A 16,907-nucleotide genomic window follows, 5' to 3' on the forward strand; every position below is an offset into this window, starting at 1 on the left:
GTATGTCCCGTCGCGACCAGATCCGCATGTCACCGGACGAACTCGCCGCCTACCTCGACGAGCAGAAGGTCATCAACGTCGCGACGATCGGCCCGAACGGCCGCCCGCATCTGGCGCCGCTCTGGTACTACCCGCACGAGTCGGGCGTCGCGACCTGGACGTACGGCACGTCCCAGAAGGCGAAGAACCTGGAGCGAGACCCCCGCGCCACCGTGCTCATCGAGGACGGCGAGAGCTACGAGAAGCTGCGCGGGGTCTCGCTCGAAGCCGACGTCGAGGTCATCACCGACACGGCCCTGGTCACCCAGATGGGGATCAGCCTCATGCAGCGGTACGCGGGCGCGAAGCCCGGGGACCCGGTGCCCGACGAGCTCTCCGGGTTCATCGGCAAGCAGGCCCCGAAGCGGATCGGGCTGATCTTCCGGCCGACCAAGATCGTGAGCTGGGACCACACGAAGCTCGGTGGCACATACTGACGGGTAGGTAGTACTAGCAAGTAACTGTTACTTGAGGTAACGTCATCTGGGCACGAACGCCTCGAAGTGGAGGATTGCCAGATGACCGAGCGATTCAAGGTCGTGATCGTGGGCACCGGGTTCTCCGGGCTCGGCCAGGCCATCCAGCTCGAAAAAGCCGGGATCTCCGACTACGTGATCCTGGAGAAGGCGGACGAGGTCGGCGGTACGTGGCGCGACAACTCGTACCCCGGCTGCGCCTGCGACGTGCAGTCCCACATGTACTCGTTCTCCTACGAGCAGAACCCGGACTGGTCGCGGTCGTTCTCGCCCGCCCCGGAGATCTTCCAGTACCTCAAGGACGTCACCGACAAGTACCGGCTGCGCCGCAAGATCCGCTTCGGCGTCGAGCTCACCGGCGCGACCTGGGACGACACCGCACGTCGCTGGCACGTGCACACCAAATCGGGTGAGTTCGAGGCGCAGTTCCTGGTCTCCGGCGTCGGCGGCCTGCACATCCCGCAGGTGCCCACCCTGCCCGGGATCGAGAAGTTCAAGGGCCAGACCTGGCATTCCGCGCAGTGGAACCACGAATACGACCTGCGCGGCAAGAAGGTCGCCGTGGTCGGCACCGGCGCGAGCGCGGTCCAGTTCGTCCCGCGGATCGCCCCCGAGGTCGACGAGCTGACGCTGTTCCAGCGCACGCCGCCGTGGATCATGCCGAAGCCCGACCACGCCATGCCCGGCTGGGCCAAGACCGCGTTCCGCCGGATCCCTGGCGTGCAAAGGCTTTACCGCAACGCGCTGTACTGGTTCCTCGAAGTGCGCGCCGTCGGCTTCAACGGCCATCCCGCGATCATGAAGGCCGGTGAGGTGATCGCGAAGCGCCACATCGGCAAGGCGATCAAGGATCCGAAGCTGCGCAAGAAGGTCACCCCCGACTACACCATGGGCTGCAAGCGGGTGCTGATCTCCAACGACTACTACCCGGCGATCAACCGGTCCAATGTGGACGTCAACACCGAGGGCGTGCGGGAGGTCAAGGCGCACAGCGTCGTCGACGGCAACGGCGTCGAGCACGAGGTCGACGCGATCATCTACGGCACCGGGTTCAAGGTCACGGACGCCTTGGAGTACCTGGACATCACCGGGATCGACGGGCGCGACCTCGCCAAGGAATGGGCGACCGAGGGGATGCACACGCACAAGGGCATCACCGTTTCCGGTTTCCCCAACCTGTTCTTCCTGCTCGGACCGAACACCGCGCTGGGCCACAACTCCGTCGTCTTCATGATCGAGTCGCAGTCCCGGTACGTCGTCGACGCGATCAAGCTCGCCGACTCCCGCGGCGCCGCCGCGATCGACGTCCGCGCCGGCGTGCAGGAGAAGTTCCAGCGCGAGATCCAGGACAAACTCGTCAAGGGCGTGTGGACCCAGGGCGGCTGCAAGAGCTGGTACCTCGACGCGAAGGGCGTCAACCGGACGATCTGGCCGGGCTTCACCTGGCGCTACTGGCTCGAAACCCGCAAGGTCGACCCGAGCGACTACGAACTCAGCGGGAGGTCGTCGTGACAGACCACGAGCAGATCGTCCTGCACGCCCGGGACGTGGAGTTCGACTGGGCGTCACTGCCGATGCACTGGATTCCCGGTGAACCGCAGGCGACGCACACGATCAACGTGCTCCACCTGGCGCTGCCGGAGGGCGAACGCTGGTTCGTCGAAGTGTTCAAGCAGGCCGTCCCGCTGATCCGCGACGAGCGGCTCAAGGAGGACGTCCTCGGCTTCATCGGCCAGGAGGCCATGCACGCCGAGGCGCACGACGGCGCCGCGGAGCACCTCGAAGCGGCGGGCGTCCACGTGCGGCCGTACATCGCGCAGATGGAATGGATGTTCCGCCGTCTGCTCGGCGACCGCGACCTTTCCGCCAAACGGCGCGAGGAATGGCTGATCGAACGGCTCGCCATCGTCGCCGCCATCGAGCACTACACGGCGTTCCTCGGCCAGTGGATCCTCGACGCCGAAGCGCTCGACAAGGCCGGCGCCGACCCGACGATGCTGGATCTCCTGCGCTGGCACGGCGCCGAAGAGGTCGAGCACCGCTCGGTCGCCTTCGATCTGTTCATGCACCTCGACGGCCGCTACACCCGCCGCGTGCGCAGCATGCTCGTGGTGACGCCGGTGCTCGCCTGGGTTTTCTTGCGGGGCACCAGGTTCCTCATGAAGAACGATCCGACGCGGCCGGGAAAGACGAGTTTCCGGACCTATCTGCGCGTGGCGAAGCTCGGTCTCCTGCCTTCGGGCAGGCAGTTGCGTCGCGAGATCCGGCCGTACTTCCGCAAGTCCTACCACCCGACCGAAACCGGCGACACCGATCAGGCCGTCGCGTACCTCGCGAGCTCTCCGGCCGCGCTGGCCGCCGACGAACCCCGGTGATGACCCCGCCCAGGCCCCTGCGGCTCGACGGCAGCGGGCGGACCGACCGCGCGATGGCGTCGCTGACCGGTGTCGTCGCGCTGTACCGCAGGCTCAGCGGGGTGAGCGGCCGTCGCCGTCCGCCGGTGGCCGCCGTCGACCGTGACCTCCCGCTGATCGTCGACGAGGTCCGTCACGAAGCCGACGGCGTCGTCGGCCTGCGGCTGGTGCACGACCGCGGCGAGCCGCTGCCGCCGTGGCGGCCCGGCGCGCACCTCGACCTTTCGCCACGGCCGGGGCTGGTCCGCCAGTACTCCCTGTGCGGCGAGCCGGACGACCGCTCGGCCTACCGCGTCGGCGTCCGCTTGCTCGGCGAGGGATCGTCGGCGATGCACGCGCTGAAGAAGGGCGCCAGGGTCACGGGGCGCGGCCCGCGCAACGCGTTCCCGTTCGTGGCGAGCCCGGCGTACCTGTTCGTCGCGGGCGGTATCGGGATCACGCCCATCCTGCCGATGGTGCGGCAGGCGGCCGCGGCGGGCGCGGACTGGCGGCTGGTCTACACCGGGCGTGACGAGGCTTCGATGCCGTTTCTGGAGGAATTGTCCGGTTTCGGCGCCCGCGTCTGGATTCGTCCGGACACGGACTACGGAATCCCCGCTTCGGGCGCCGAACTTCTCGAAGGGGCACCGGAAGGCGCGCCGATCTATTGCTGCGGCCCGGTTCCGATGATCGTGAGTGTCCGGACCGACGCCGCGCTGCGGAGTTCGGGGCCGGTGTTCTTCGAACGGTTCTCGACACCGCCGATCGTCGGCGGCAAACCGTTCCGTGTCGAACTCGCCCGCAGCGGCAGGGTTTTGGACGTCCCCGCCGACCGGACCACGCTCGACGTCCTGCGCGAAACCGTGCCCGGTATCGCGTATTCGTGCCGTCAGGGGTTCTGCGGGACCTGCGAACTACCGACGGTGACCGGCGACCGCGTCCGGGTCTGCGTCGAACGCGAGCCGGTCACCCTCGATCTCTGAGCCGTCAGGCTTCCTTGGGGATCCAGGAGCCGATCACCGGCTTGAACTCGCGCACGGTCCGCTTCGCGACGACACCTTCGAGGTGGTACGGATCCTTGTCGATGATCTCCAGCAGCGCCGCCTCGTCGGCCGCCTGGTACATCGAGATGCCGCCGGAGCCGTCGCCCAGCGGGCCGCCGAGCGCGACGACGCCCTGGTCGGCGAGGGCGGACAGGAATTCCCGGTGCCGGGGACGCACGTCCGCCAGCTTCTCCTGCACGTACGTGATCTCCACCAGGAACCAGGCCATCGACATCTCCAAGGTCGCTCCGAACGGACGCCCCAGCTTCTCAGGATCCGATCAGGCAGGACTCCCGCCCCACCCGATACGCTGATCGGGCGCCATGCACAGGTTGTGCTTCAAAGGGGTAAATGAACAGGTAGGGGTACATGCTCGAGGGCAATGCGGAACGCAGTGTCGAGGCGACCCTCGGCCATCTGCGCACCATGGACGGACCGGTCACGCCACCGCCGCCTGCGGCACCGCTGACCCTTGAGGATCTCTACCGCCAGCACCGGATGCGGCTCGTCCGGCTGGCCATCCTGCTCGTGGACGAACCCGCGACCGCCGAGGACGTCGTCCAGGAGGCCTTCACCGGGCTGCACCGCAACTGGGGGCGCCTGCGCGACGCCGCCGCGGCCGTCGGATATCTGCGCACCGCCGTGGTCAACGGATCACGCAGTGTGTTGCGCCGCCGCAAGACCGCGCGCGAGTACGTCGCGCCGCACGCCGTCAACGCGCGTTCGGCCGAAAGCCTCGCCATGCTGTCGAGTGAACATCAGGCCGTGGTGAGCGCTTTGTCCAAACTGCCCCCTCGCCAGCGCGAGGTTCTGGTCCTCCGTTACTACGGTGGGCTGAGTGAGGCCGAAATCTCGGAGGCCGCCGGGATTTCGAAAGGTACCGTTAAGTCAACCGCCAGCCGGGCGCTCGAAGCACTGCAGAAAGCGATGCAGTCACCGAACTGATGCCCGGCCTTCATCTCGACCGCTGGGTTGTGCCGCCATGCTTGGTCCAGACCAATATATGCTGGGGGGCGTGAGAGGCGCCGGAGATTTCGTGATCGCGGGCGGCCGGGTCGTCGCCCCGGACCGTGTACTCGACGACGGCTGGCTGGCTATCGCCGGCGGCAAGATCGTCCAAGTCGGTTCCGGGACACCCCCGGACATCGGCAGTGCCGACTATGTGGATGTGGACGGGTGCCTGGTCGTCCCGGGCTTCGTCGACACGCATTGCCACGGCGGTGGGGGCGGATCGTTCTCCAGCGCGAACCCCGAGGAGCTGTTCCGCGCGGTCCGCGCGCACCGGCGGCACGGGACCACGACGATGCTCGGCAGTCTGGTCTCGGACCCCATCCCGGTGCTCAGGGACCAGATCGCGGCCCTGCGTGAGCTGGTCCAAGAGGGTGAACTTGCCGGAATTCACCTTGAAGGACCCTTCATCTCGAAGGCGCGGTGCGGGGCGCACGACCCGGCGACGCTGATCGAGCCAGACACGGCGACGGTCAACGCCCTGCTCGCCGCCGGCCGCGGCGACATCCGGATGGTCACCCTCGCCCCCGAACTGCACGGCGGGATCAAGGCGGTCCGGCAACTGGCCGAATCGGGCGTCATCGCCGCCATCGGACACACCGACGGCGTCGAGGACCAGATCATCCCCGCGATCGACGCGGGCGCCTCCGTCGCGACCCACCTCTTCAACGCCATGCGGCCTCTCCACCACCGCGAACCCGGCCCGATCGGGGCGCTCCTCGACGACGAACGCATCACCGTCGAGCTGATCTGCGACCTCGTCCACGTGCACCCGACCGTGCTGCGGCTGGCCGCGCACCACGCGGGCAAGGGCCGGACGGTGCTCATCACCGACGCCATGTCGGCCACCGACGCCGCGGACGGCAGCTACATCCTCGGCCGCCTCGAAGTCGACGTCCGCGACGGTGTCGCCACCCTGGCGGGCAACGGATCGCTGGCGGGCAGCACGCTGACCATGGACGCGGCCTTCCGGAACCTGGTCCGCGGCGCGGGTATCGACCTGCTCGACGCCGTCCGCGCGACCTCCGGACGCCCCGCCGAACTGCTCGGCATCGCCGACCGCACAGGCTCGCTGCGAGCCGGGCTCGCGGCGGACCTCGTCGTGCTCGACCGCGACCTCCGGCCGGTCAAGGTGCTTCGTCAGGGCGAATGGGTCAAGGACGACGCTGCGGCTACATTGAGCAGCGCCATCGAAGGCGGTGTGTCGGTCAGCGACGGGTAGCGGCGAAAGGAGTCCCGGATGAGCGAGCCCAAGGACCCGGAGAAGCTCCTAGCCGACGCTCTGCGCGCTCAAGCCGTCTTCGCCCCTTCGGCGGAGAGGGCCGCCGAGGCGACGACGGACAAACCGGCCGAAACGGACACCGAGAGTAACCTCGGCGCTCCCGGTGCGCACGAGCTGCCGCTGCAGTACGGACTGCTGTCCGGTGCGGGTGCCGGCTCGCTCGAACGGGAGCGCGTCGCGCTGGAGGACGCGGAAACGGCCAGGCTGGCGGAGCGTCCCACACCGCCTCCAGCGCCTTCGCCGAGCAGCCCGCCTCTGCCCGCGTACTGGGTGTTGTTGCTGGCTGTCCTGCTGGGGCTCGCGGCAGGCTCGGTGATCGGGCTGCTCACGCTGATCTGAGCGGCCCTCTCCCGCCGAGTCAGGGCACTCAGCGTCACCCTGTACCGTTTTGGTGTGATCCTGGCGCAGAACACCGTGACGACGATGGGCCTCCTGCCGGAGTGGCTGGACCCGCAGCACCTCCTCAGCGGACTGACCGTTCCGGTCGTCACCATCCTCTGCTTGATCATCTTCATCGAGAGCAGCATCTTCCCGGTGCTGCCCGGTGACTCCCTCCTCTTCACCGCGGGACTGTTCATCGCGAACGGCTCGATCGAGGCGCCGCTGTGGCTGGTGTGCGTCCTGGTCACCGTCGCCGCGCTGCTCGGCAACGCGGTCGGGTACGGCCTCGGCTGGAAGATCGGGCCCTGGCTGTTCCGCAAGCCGGATTCGAAGTTCTTCAACCAGAAGTACGTCGACCAGACCCACGCCTTCCTGGAGAAACACGGGCCGAAGGCGGTCGTGCTGGCGCGGTTCGTGCCGTTCGTGCGGACGTTCATCACCTGGATCGCCGGTATCGGCAAGATGGACCCGAAGAAGTACTTCGTCTACACCGTCATCGGCGGCATCCTGTGGGCCGCCGGGATCACCGCGCTCGGCCACCTGCTCGGCGGTGTCGCGTTCATCCGCGACAACGTCGACGCGATCTTCATCCTGATCGTGCTGGTCTCGGTGGTGCCGATCGTGATCGAGTACCTGAAGGCGCGTCGCGAGAAGAAGCACGAAGCCGCCGCCCCGACCGCGGACATGGACGCGACGCAGCAGATCCCGCGCGTGCGCGACTGACCCTCACGCGAAGTACATGAAGGCCCCCTTCCTTGCGTCAGGCGCAAGGAAGGGGGCCTTCATGTACTTGGGCCGGAACGGCGGAGGGGGCAACGTTGCGAAAGCCACTTTCGCAACGTTGAAGGTTGCGAAAGTGGCTTTCGCAACGTCAGCGGGGAGGGGAGCGCGAGAAGGTCGGCCCAGGCGGTGGTGGAGGCCCACCGCACTCGCGCTGACCCGCTTCGCACTCGCGTGCTCGGCGCCGTATCACGCGTGATCAGCGGCGTAACTCGCGAGTGCCGCTTCCAGACACGCGAGTTACGTGCCTGAACACGCGAGTTACACCTTGACGCAAGCGCACACCCCCGTTCCCAGTCCGACCACTAGGTACTCAAGACACAGTTGGCTCTAACCGTACTTCCCACCACCCGGCGGTCAGAGGGAGAACATCGAGCCCGGGTTGAAGAGGTTCCCCGGGTCCAGCGCCCGCTTGATCTGCCGGTGCACCTGGATGCCGACCTCGCCGATCTCCTTGGCGAGCCACTCGCGTTTGATCCGGCCGATGCCGTGCTCGCCGGTGACCGTCCCGCCCAGCGACAGGGCCACGTCGAGGATCGCGTCGAAGGCGATCCGCGCGCGGGCGAACTCCTCCTCGGAATCGGGCGCGTAGACGATCGTCGGGTGCATGTTGCCGTCACCGGCGTGGCCGACGACGGCGATCCGCAGGCCGACCTCTTCGCTGATCCGCTCGCAGCCGGCGATCAGTTCGGCGATCCGCGTGCGCGGCACGCACACGTCGTCGGTCAGCCAGACGCCGTACATCTCCAGCGCGGTGAGCACGACCCGCCGCGCCTGCAGCAGCATCTTGCCCTCTTCGAGATCTTCGGTGGCGTACGCCAGATCCGCGCCGCAGTCGACGCAGATCTGTTCCAGGACCGCGAGTTCCTTCCGCGCGACCTCGCCGCCGGAGTCGGATTGCGCGAGCAGCAACGCCTTGCAGTCCGAACTCGTGCCGAGGTCGGTCTTGAGGTAGGCCTCGGCCGCTTTGATGGACGTCGCGTCCATGATCTCCATGAGCGACGGCACCAGGCCTTCACGCACCACCCGCGCGACGGCCTCACCCGCGGCCTCCGTGCTGTTGAAGGCGGCGACGAGCGTGGAAGGCAGCTGCGGCAACGGTTTCAGCGCGACGGTCGCCTGTGTGATCACGCCGAGCGTGCCCTCACTGCCGACGAAGAGCCGCGCGAGGTCGTACCCCGCGACACCCTTCACCGTGCGGCGCCCGGTCTTCAGCACCGAGCCGTCGGCGAGCACGACTTCCAGTCCCAGCACGGAATCCGTGGTGACGCCATACTTCACACAGCACAGCCCACCGGCGTTGGTGGACAGGTTCCCGCCGATGGTGCACCAGTCGTAGCTGGACGGGTCCGGCGGATAGAACAGGCCGTGCTTCTCCACCGCGTTGCGGAAATCGAGGTTCACCACGCCGGGCTGCACGACGGCGAGCCGGTTGCCTTCGTCGATTTCGACGATCTTGTCGAGCTTCGTCAGCACCAGCACGACACAGCCGTCGATCGCGTTCGCGGCGCCGGACAGACCACTGCCGGCGCCGCGGGGCACGATCGGCACCTCGAACTCCGCGCAGGCCTTGACCACGGCCCGCACACCTTCCACGTCGGACGGCAGGACCACCGCGAGCGGCTTGCCGCTGGCCGCCAGCGGCATCATGTCGCGCGAGTAGGCGTCCGTGACATCGGTGTCGGTGAGCACCGCGGCGTCGCCGAGCTGCTCGCGGAGGCGGGTGACCAGGGCATGGTTGTTCATGCCCTCATGGTAAGCCGGATCAGCTCCGCACTGCGGAATTTTTTTTCCGATCTAGCAGAACAAAGGCCTGAACACCTGTATAGACGAGCACGGCCACGCCCGCCCATGCGGTGACGTGCACCCCCTGGGTGAAGGCTTCGCGAGCCGATTCCATCAGGGCCGCTCCCGCGGCAGGGTCGAGCTGCTGCGCGGTCGCCACCGCGCCGCCCAGCGTGTCGCGAGCGGACTCGGCCGTGCCCTCCGGCAGGCCGGACCGGTAGACCGCGGTCGCGACGCTGCCGAGGATGGCCGTGCCGAGCGCGCCGCCCAGCTCGAACCCGGTCTCGGAGATCGCCGAAGCGGCCCCCGCGCGTTCGGCCGGAGCGGCCGAGATGACCAGGTCGTTGGTCAGCGTCTCCGAGAGCGCGACACCGCCGCCGAGCAGCGTGAACGACACCACGACGTACGCGAGCCCGCCGCCGGACGACACCTGGGTCAGCGCGAGGAAGCCGACCGCCGCGACCAGGAGACCGCCGCTGACCAGCAGCGAAACCCGGATCCGCTTCGCGAGCCAGGCCGCGAGAAGCGCGCCGGCGACACCGGCGACCGTCGCCGGGAGCATCCACAGCGCGGCGACGACCGGCGTCAGCCCGAGCACCAGCTGCAGGTACTGCGGCACCAGGAACAGCAGGCCGACCATGGCGAACACCCCGAGCATGTTCGTCACGACGGAGCCGCTGAAGGCCCGGTTCGAGAACAGCTTCAGGTCGAGCATCGGCTCGTCGAGGCTGTTCTGCCTGCGGACGAACACCACGCCGAGCCCGAGCCCGATCACGACGCTGACCATGGCCTTCCACGTGAAGCCGTGTTCGGCGACCAGCTTGATGCCGTAGACCACCGGCAGCATCGCGGCCAGCGACAGCAGCGCGGACAGCGGGTCGAAGCGGCCCGGCTTCGGGTCACGCGCCTCCGGCAGCACGAACGGTCCGACGATCAGCAGCACCAGCATCACCGGGACGTTGATGAGGAACACCGAGCCCCACCAGAAGTGCTCCAGCAGCCAGCCGCCGAGCACCGGCCCGAGCGCCATCCCGCCCGAGAACCCGGCACTCCACACCGCGATCGCGATCCGGCGCTGCCTGGCGTCGACGAAGATGCTGCGGATCAACGACAGCGTCGACGGCATCAGCGTCGCGCCACCGACACCGAGCAGCGCCCTGGCGACGATCAGCATGAACGCGCTGGTCGAGAACGCCGCGAGCACCGACGCGGCACCGAACGCCGCGGCGCCCATGAGCAGCAGCTTGCGTCGGCCGATGCGGTCACCGAGCGTGCCCATCAGGACCAGCAGGCCGGCCAGCATGAACGAGTAGATGTCGACGATCCACAACTGCTCCGCACCGGTGGGTGCCAGATCCTCGGACAGGAACGGCAGCGCGAACCCGAGCACCGTCATGTCCACGCTGATCAGCAGCACCGGAAGCACCAGTACCGCCAACGCCCACCACTGCTTGCGCCCCGCCATGGCGCACTCTCCTTTAGCTAAACCGTCTGGACGGTACAGTTACCGCCTCGTTCGAAGGTAAACCGTCCAGACGGTATAGTCAACTGATATGGCGAAGCCCACCGCGAAGGAACGCATCCTCGACTCGTACGAGGAGATCCTCATCGAGCAAGGCCCCGGCGGGGTCACCCTCGACGCCGTCGCCGCGCACGCCGGGGTGTCGAAGGGCGGCCTGCTCTACCACTTCGGCTCCAAGGAAGCCCTGGTCGACGGCCTGATGGACCGTCTCGCCACGCTGTCGGAAGCGGATCTCGAAGAGGCGCGGAAGGCGCCGGAAGGCGTCGTCTCCTGGTATCTGCGGACGGCGATCACCGATGTCACGCAGCAGAAGGCGCTGCATCGCACGACCATGGCGACGATCCGGATCATGCTCAACGAGCCGCGGGTCTCCGAGGTCGTGCAGGTCTACAACCAGAAGGTCCACGACCTGATCAGCGAGCACGTCGAAGACCCGCTGACCGCCGAACTGGTCATCCTGGTCGGCGACGGCCTCTATCTCCGGGCGGCGCTCGGCCGGGACGACGCGAGCCCCCTGCTCGACCGGATCGACGAGATCAAGGCCCGCATCACCCGCTGACGCGTTTCGTCCTCTGGATGCGGTCCTTGCGCGTGCAACTACCGCATCCAGAGGACGAAACGCGGGGCGCTTACATCTGGATCCCATAGACGCGCTCGATCGGGATGGTGAGCAGAACACGCTGGTCGGCGACCATGGCGTCGCGGAACTCGGCCCAGTCCGGATGCTCACCCCGGGCCCGCCGGTAGTGATCCACGAGCGCGTCGACGGTCGCGTCGTCACGCGAAGCGGCGGTCGGCGTGAGCACCGCCGGCCCCTCGACGACGACGTAGCCGTCGCCGCTCTCGGTCGAAACGTGGAACGTCGCCCGCGGGTCGCGCTGGAGGTTCTTGGTCTTGGCGCGCGGAGCGGTGATCGAAATCAGGATCGCGCCGGCGTCCGCGTCGTAGAGATAGTTGACGGTCGACAACTGAGGCCGTCCGTCCCGTTTGATGGTGGCCAGCGTGCCGAAGTTGCGGGCGGCGAGGATCGCGTAGAGCGCGGAGTCGGTCATGACTCCATCAAAGCAAAAGTGCAGCTCAGGGCGAATCGGACAAACATGCACGAATAAATGTGCTTGCATGCGGCAACTAAAGTGTCATCCGACACACAACGTCACTTTCTCCTTGCGAAGCATCCTTGAGAGGAACATCCTTGCTCTAGGCAACTAGTTGCAGTGACCAAGCAACCGGCGAGAGAGACCACCATGACACCCACGACACCCGGCATCAGGTCGAAGGCCGACCTCGATCTGGCCGACACCCTCGGGCACGAGCTCGTGCGGCTCGTGCGCCTGGTCAACCGGGCGAAGTCCCAGGTGTCCAAGCAGGGACCGGACGGGATCGAGCGGGCCGCGTACGCGATCCTCTTCTGCCTCATCCACGTCGGGCCCCAGCGGACCAGCAAACTCGCCGAGTTCCTGCACTCCGAGATCTCGACCATCAGCAGGCAGTCGAGTTCCCTCGTCCAGCACGGGCTGGTCGAACGCCTGGCCGACCCCGAAGACGGCCGTGCCTGCCTGCTCGCACCGACCGCCGAAGGACTCCGGGTCTTCGAGGAGAACCGCAAGCAGCGGAACCAGTGGCTCGCCGAGGTGCTCGGCGACTGGTCCGACGACGACCGGAAGACCCTCAACTCGCTGTTCCACCGGCTGAACGACGACATCGAAAGAACATCTCCACAGTTCGCCGACCCCGCGTCGGCGTCGAAGGCCAAGGGGGCCTGAAGCAATGAGTTCCGCCGTAGAAAGTCCACCAGCCGTCGAAGAAGACGGTCCCCGGCTCAGCCACCGTCAGATCGTCACGATCCTGATCGGCCTGATGTCGGGCATGTTCCTCGCCGCGCTCGACCAGACCATCGTGGGCACCTCGATCGTCCGGATCGCGAACGACCTCAACGGGTTCGACCTGCAGGCCTGGATCACCACGGCCTACCTGATCACCTCGACGATCGTCACGCCGATCTACGGCAAGCTGTCCGACATCTACGGGCGCAAGCCGTTCTACATCGCCGCGATCTCGATCTTCCTGATCGGCTCGGTCGCCTCGGCGTTCGCGACCTCGATGTACGAGCTCGCCGCGTTCCGCGCGATCCAGGGTCTCGGCGCCGGCGGCCTGATGTCGCTGGCGATGACCATCATGGGCGACATCGTGCCGCCGCGGGAACGTGCCCGCTACCAGGGGTACTTCCTCGCCGTGTTCGGTATCTCCACCGTGCTCGGCCCGGTGCTCGGCGGGTTCTTCGCCGACTTCGACACGCTCGGCACCGTCTTCGGTTACCAGATCGACGGCTGGCGCTGGGTGTTCCTGATCAACGTGCCGATCGCGATCGTCGCGCTGTTCGTCGTCGCCCGCGTGCTCAACGTGCCGCACCAGCGCCACGACCACAAGATCGACTGGTGGGGCGGGCTCGCGCTCATCGTCGCCGTCGTCCCGTTCCTGATCGTCGCCGAGCAGGGCAACAAATGGGGCTGGGGCTCGCAGAACGCGATCATCTGCTACATCATCGGCGGCATCGGCGTGATCGCCTTCATCTTCATCGAGAAGCTGATGAAGGACGCGGCGCTGATCCCGCTGCGGCTGTTCAAGAACTCGACCTTCACGGTCGCGATCATCGGCGGGATCATCGTCGGTGTCGCGATGTTCGGCGCGATCATGATGATCCCGCAGTACATGCAGGTGGTTCAGGAGTTCTCGCCGACCGAGTCGGGGCTGCTGATGATCCCGCTGATGGCGGGCATCATGAGCGGTTCGATCGTCTCGGGCCAGATCACCAGCAAGACCGGGCGCTACAAGGTGTTCCCGGTGGTCGGCACGCTGCTGATCGCGGCGGGCGCGTTCTTCTTCGCGCAGGTCGAATACAACAGCGCGCTGTGGCACCCGCTGGTCGCGGCCGCGATCATCGGTCTCGGCCTCGGTGCCTGCATGCAGACGCTGATCATCGCGGTGCAGAACGCGGGCCCGCGCAGCGACATGGGCGTCTCGACCGCTTCGGCGACGTTCTTCCGGCAGATCGGTGGTACCGCGGGTGTCGCGGTGTTCCTGACGATCCTGTTCAACGTCCTGCCGGGCAACATCACCAAGGCGTTCGGCGGCAACGCGCCGACCGGCCCCGGCGCGGCGGCGCTGGGCGACATCCAGTCGAACACGAGCGGGATCGCGAGCCTGCCCGAGGCCATCAAGACCCCGGTGCTGATCGGCTTCACCGAGTCGATCACCACGGTGTTCTACGTGGCGGGCGCGGTCGCGCTGCTGGCGACGCTGGTCCTGATGTTCATGAAGGAGATCCCGCTTCTCGGCGGCTCGGCTCCTTCGGCGGCTTCGGCTCTCGAAGGCGGCGAAGCACTCCTTGAAGAGGACGAAGCGCCTGTCGAGACGGCGTCGGAGAAGACGGTCGTGACCGCGCCCGTCGAGCCCGGCAAGCACGCGCTGACCAACGGGAACGGGGCCTACCGGGCGGGATCCGCGCAGATCAGCGGGCACGTCCGCCGGGACGACGCCACGAACGTCGCGGGTGCGGCGCTGACCCTGATCGACCACAACGGCAATCAGGTGGCCAGGACGCACACGAACGACAACGGCGTCTACTCGTTCGCCGGCATCGTGGGCGGGCGGTACACGCTCGTCGCCAGTGGCCGCTGGTTCCGGCCGGTCGCGGCGACGCTGACCGCCACTGGGGCCGGGGTGCTGCGCCACGACTTCGAACTGGTCAGCACGATCCTGCTGAGCGGGGTCGCCCGCACCGACGGGGACCGGGTGGTGCCGGACGCGCGGATCACCGTGCTCGACTCTTCGGGCGGCGTCGCCGCCGTGGCGAGGACCGACGCGGAGGGCAACTACACGGTCAGCGACCTGCCCGCCGGGACCTACACGGTGATCGCCAGCGGCTACCCGCCGGCGACCAGCCGGGTGGACCTGCTGGGCGGTGACCAGGCCGAACACGACGTCCGGCTGAGCTACGACCAGGCGCTCGACGAGCTTGTCGAGCATTAGTCCCGAGCGCTATGAACGGTCCGCTCCTTGCGAATTTCGCAAGGAACGGACCGTTCATAGCACGGGCGGGACGCATGACCGGACCTTTCGGACACCCCGATTCCACGGTTCGGCCGCATGCGGTTCGCGAAGTACACGTAGGCTCGCGTCGTGACTGAGGTGTACACCGAGGCCGCGGGCATCGGCGTGAGCTGGCTCGACACCGCCGGGCCGGTACTCGTCTGGGTGATCGTGCTGAGCTTCATCTTCGTGGAGTGCGCGCTGATCATCGGCCTTTTCCTGCCCGGCGACTCCCTGCTGTTCGCGGCCGGGGTCGTTCTCGCGCAGCACGGCTCCGACCTGAACGCGTGGCTGCTCTCGGCCGCCGCGCTGCTCGTCGCGATCCTCGGCAACCAGGTGGGCTATTACATCGGCCGGACCACGGGCACGAAACTGATCGCCCGCCGCGGCGGCAAGGTGCTCAACCGGCACAACCTCGACCGAGCCAGGGCCTTCCTGGACCGCAAGGGGTTCTTCGCCATCGTCGCCGCGCGCTGGATCCCGTGGATCCGCACGCTGGCGCCGCTCATCGCCGGGACCGCGCGGATGGATCCGCGCCGGTTCGCGCTCGCGACCGCGCTCGGCGGGCTGCTCTGGGTGCCGACGCTGGTGCTGCTCGGCTACTACGGCGCCGGCCTGCTGGACCAGCTTCCGTGGGTGAAGACGGTCGCGCTCTGGGTGAGCGTCGCGTTCTTCGTGGTGGGCACGGCCTACGGCGTGGTCCGCTACCGCCAGGAGATGCGGCGCCCCGCCGAAGAGACCGAAGAGAGCACCGCCTAGGCGCGTCAGACTTCGGGGTCGGCCCAGATCTCCAGCTGGATCCCGTCGGGATCACGGAACACGATGACCGACGAGCCTTCCAACGTCCGCGACCCCTTCGACGGCGTGTAGAAAACGCCGTACTCCGAGAGCCGCGCCTCCCATTCGGCCAGCTCCGAGCGCGACGACACCTTGAACGCCACGTGGTCCAGACCTGTCCGCCGTTCGTCGAACCGCGGCCGCTCGGTGTCCTGGTGCTCGACGAGCACCACCGCGAAACCCTCGCTGGGCGACCTGAGCACGACCTTCCGCAGCCCCGTTTCGGGGTCCTCACGACGCGTGAACTCCTCGAGTTCGAGCACTCGGGCGTACCAGGGCACGCTCCGGTCCACATCGGTCACGGTGAGTGCCAGGTGGTGCACAGACATGAGCTTGGACATCGGGGATGACCGTCCTGATCAAGAGCTTGGGGGCGCCCCCAGGGTGACACAGGCGCCTGTGGCCACGAGGCGATCCGCCGACTTCCCACATGAATCGTGATATCCGCCGGGAAACAGTGTTAATAATTGACCGAACCGCACGCGGAGCCGATATCGCGCCGTGACCGCTCCGTGGCCACGAGGGTCAACGCCCGCCGCCGACGGTCAGCACCGTGCCGGTGGTGTACGACGCGGCCGGGGAAAGCAGCCACAGCACGGCTTCCGCGACTTCGCCGGGTTCGCCGGCCCGTCCCATCGGGATGGTCGGGGCGATCCGCTCCATCCGATCGGGCAATCCCGCCGCGGCGTGCAATCCGGTGTGGATCATCCCTGGTGCGACGGCGTTCACCCGGACGGATTCTTTCGCTACTTCTTGCGCCACGCCGTAGGTCATCGTTTCGACCGCTGCCTTCGTGCCCGCGTAGTGGACCCATTCCCCCGGCGAACCGGTCCGCGCGGCGGTGGACGACAACGTCACGATCGCGCCGCCGTCACCGCCGTACCGGGTGGACATCCGGCGGATGCCCTCGCGGACGCACAGGAAGACGCCCGTGACGTTGACATCTACGACACGACGGACAACTTCGACGTCGTATTCGTCGAACCTGCCCGGGGTGTTGCCGGTGATGGCCGCGTTCGCGACCAGCCCGGCGAGCGGGCCGAACTCGACGGCGGCGTCGAACAGGGCCACCACGTCTTCTTCGGACGCGACGTCGCCGCGGCGGGTGATCGCCCGGACACCGTGCTTCCGGACGCGCGAGGCGACGTCTTCGGCCGCTTCGGCGTCACCCGCGTAGTTGACGACGACGTCGTATCCGCGCGCGGCGGCCAGTTCGCAGACCGCCGCGCCGATGCCTTTGCTTCCGCCCGTGACGACGAGAACACCAGTCAT

18 protein-coding genes are annotated in these 16,907 nt (G+C 67.6%); 12 read left to right on the forward strand and 6 right to left on the reverse strand.

Annotated features, from left to right (window positions below):
- Positions 1 to 2: 2 nt before the first annotated feature.
- From ACOCEP_RS09830 to ACOCEP_RS09845, 4 genes are all read left to right on the forward strand, one after another.
- A complete protein-coding gene (locus ACOCEP_RS09830) occupies positions 3 to 476 on the forward strand; it encodes a pyridoxamine 5'-phosphate oxidase family protein (protein ID WP_482336968.1) in 474 nt (157 codons plus the stop codon).
- 81 nt (positions 477 to 557) lie between these two features.
- Positions 558 to 2,027, forward strand: coding sequence for a flavin-containing monooxygenase (locus ACOCEP_RS09835; protein WP_482336969.1), 1,470 nt, complete (start codon positions 558 to 560; stop codon positions 2,025 to 2,027).
- Complete coding sequence (locus tag ACOCEP_RS09840; RefSeq protein WP_482336970.1) at positions 2,024 to 2,890, forward strand: metal-dependent hydrolase; 867 nt, start codon at positions 2,024 to 2,026, stop codon at positions 2,888 to 2,890. Before ACOCEP_RS09835 ends, ACOCEP_RS09840 begins: the two co-directional genes overlap by 4 nt.
- Positions 2,890 to 3,891 (forward strand): PDR/VanB family oxidoreductase, encoded by a 1,002-nt coding sequence (locus ACOCEP_RS09845; RefSeq protein ID WP_482336971.1) that lies wholly within the window; start codon positions 2,890 to 2,892, stop codon positions 3,889 to 3,891. The genes ACOCEP_RS09840 and ACOCEP_RS09845 overlap by 1 nt, the downstream gene beginning before the upstream one ends.
- Positions 3,892 to 3,895: 4 nt before the next feature.
- Here the strand turns inward: ACOCEP_RS09845 and ACOCEP_RS09850 are convergent, their stop codons facing one another.
- Positions 3,896 to 4,180, reverse strand: a complete 285-nt coding sequence (locus tag ACOCEP_RS09850) for a YciI family protein (RefSeq protein ID WP_126736292.1) — start codon at positions 4,178 to 4,180, stop codon at positions 3,896 to 3,898.
- Between the two features lie 140 nt (positions 4,181 to 4,320).
- On the opposite strand from ACOCEP_RS09850, the gene ACOCEP_RS09855 reads away from it, so the two are divergent.
- The 4 genes from ACOCEP_RS09855 (at position 4,321) to ACOCEP_RS09870 (ending at position 7,345) form a co-directional block, all read left to right on the forward strand.
- Entirely contained in the window at positions 4,321 to 4,896 is a 576-nt protein-coding gene (locus ACOCEP_RS09855) for a SigE family RNA polymerase sigma factor (RefSeq protein ID WP_007032484.1), read from the forward strand.
- 91 nt (positions 4,897 to 4,987) lie between these two features.
- On the forward strand, positions 4,988 to 6,181 hold the full coding sequence (gene nagA, locus ACOCEP_RS09860) for an N-acetylglucosamine-6-phosphate deacetylase (RefSeq protein WP_482339665.1): 1,194 nt from the start codon (positions 4,988 to 4,990) through the stop codon (positions 6,179 to 6,181).
- An 18-nt stretch (positions 6,182 to 6,199) separates the two neighbouring features.
- On the forward strand, positions 6,200 to 6,580 hold the full coding sequence (locus ACOCEP_RS09865) for a hypothetical protein (protein ID WP_482336972.1): 381 nt from the start codon (positions 6,200 to 6,202) through the stop codon (positions 6,578 to 6,580).
- Between the two features lie 54 nt (positions 6,581 to 6,634).
- On the forward strand, positions 6,635 to 7,345 hold the full coding sequence (locus tag ACOCEP_RS09870; RefSeq protein ID WP_482336973.1) for a DedA family protein: 711 nt from the start codon (positions 6,635 to 6,637) through the stop codon (positions 7,343 to 7,345).
- A 414-nt stretch (positions 7,346 to 7,759) separates the two neighbouring features.
- Here the strand turns inward: ACOCEP_RS09870 and ACOCEP_RS09875 are convergent, their stop codons facing one another.
- Both ACOCEP_RS09875 and ACOCEP_RS09880 read right to left on the reverse strand, forming a co-directional pair.
- Positions 7,760 to 9,148, reverse strand: a complete 1,389-nt coding sequence (locus ACOCEP_RS09875) for an FAD-binding oxidoreductase (RefSeq protein WP_482336974.1) — start codon at positions 9,146 to 9,148, stop codon at positions 7,760 to 7,762.
- A 19-nt stretch (positions 9,149 to 9,167) separates the two neighbouring features.
- On the reverse strand, positions 9,168 to 10,652 hold the full coding sequence (locus ACOCEP_RS09880) for an MFS transporter (protein WP_482336975.1): 1,485 nt from the start codon (positions 10,650 to 10,652) through the stop codon (positions 9,168 to 9,170).
- Positions 10,653 to 10,740: 88 nt separating this feature from the next.
- Here ACOCEP_RS09880 and ACOCEP_RS09885 point away from each other — a divergent pair, with 88 nt between their 5' ends.
- Positions 10,741 to 11,268, forward strand: a complete 528-nt coding sequence (locus ACOCEP_RS09885; RefSeq protein ID WP_482336976.1) for a TetR/AcrR family transcriptional regulator — start codon at positions 10,741 to 10,743, stop codon at positions 11,266 to 11,268.
- Between the two features lie 70 nt (positions 11,269 to 11,338).
- Here ACOCEP_RS09885 and ACOCEP_RS09890 read toward each other — a convergent pair whose 3' ends face one another.
- Positions 11,339 to 11,761, reverse strand: a complete 423-nt coding sequence (locus ACOCEP_RS09890) for a PPOX class F420-dependent oxidoreductase (RefSeq protein WP_482336977.1) — start codon at positions 11,759 to 11,761, stop codon at positions 11,339 to 11,341.
- 192 nt (positions 11,762 to 11,953) lie between these two features.
- Here ACOCEP_RS09890 and ACOCEP_RS09895 point away from each other — a divergent pair, with 192 nt between their 5' ends.
- From ACOCEP_RS09895 to ACOCEP_RS09905, 3 genes are all read left to right on the forward strand, one after another.
- Positions 11,954 to 12,472: a MarR family winged helix-turn-helix transcriptional regulator gene (locus ACOCEP_RS09895; protein WP_482336978.1), complete on the forward strand. Its 519-nt coding sequence runs from the start codon at positions 11,954 to 11,956 to the stop codon at positions 12,470 to 12,472.
- A gap of 4 nt (positions 12,473 to 12,476) precedes the next feature.
- Positions 12,477 to 14,738: an MFS transporter gene (locus tag ACOCEP_RS09900; RefSeq protein WP_482336979.1), complete on the forward strand. Its 2,262-nt coding sequence runs from the start codon at positions 12,477 to 12,479 to the stop codon at positions 14,736 to 14,738.
- A gap of 150 nt (positions 14,739 to 14,888) precedes the next feature.
- Positions 14,889 to 15,557, forward strand: a complete 669-nt coding sequence (locus ACOCEP_RS09905) for a DedA family protein (RefSeq protein ID WP_482336980.1) — start codon at positions 14,889 to 14,891, stop codon at positions 15,555 to 15,557.
- Between the two features lie 5 nt (positions 15,558 to 15,562).
- Here ACOCEP_RS09905 and ACOCEP_RS09910 read toward each other — a convergent pair whose 3' ends face one another.
- Positions 15,563 to 15,976 (reverse strand): VOC family protein, encoded by a 414-nt coding sequence (locus ACOCEP_RS09910; RefSeq protein ID WP_125679557.1) that lies wholly within the window; start codon positions 15,974 to 15,976, stop codon positions 15,563 to 15,565.
- 184 nt (positions 15,977 to 16,160) lie between these two features.
- Entirely contained in the window at positions 16,161 to 16,907 is a 747-nt protein-coding gene (locus ACOCEP_RS09915) for an SDR family oxidoreductase (RefSeq protein ID WP_482336981.1), read from the reverse strand.

It is taken from the genome of Amycolatopsis sp. CA-211722 (genome assembly GCF_056828465.1).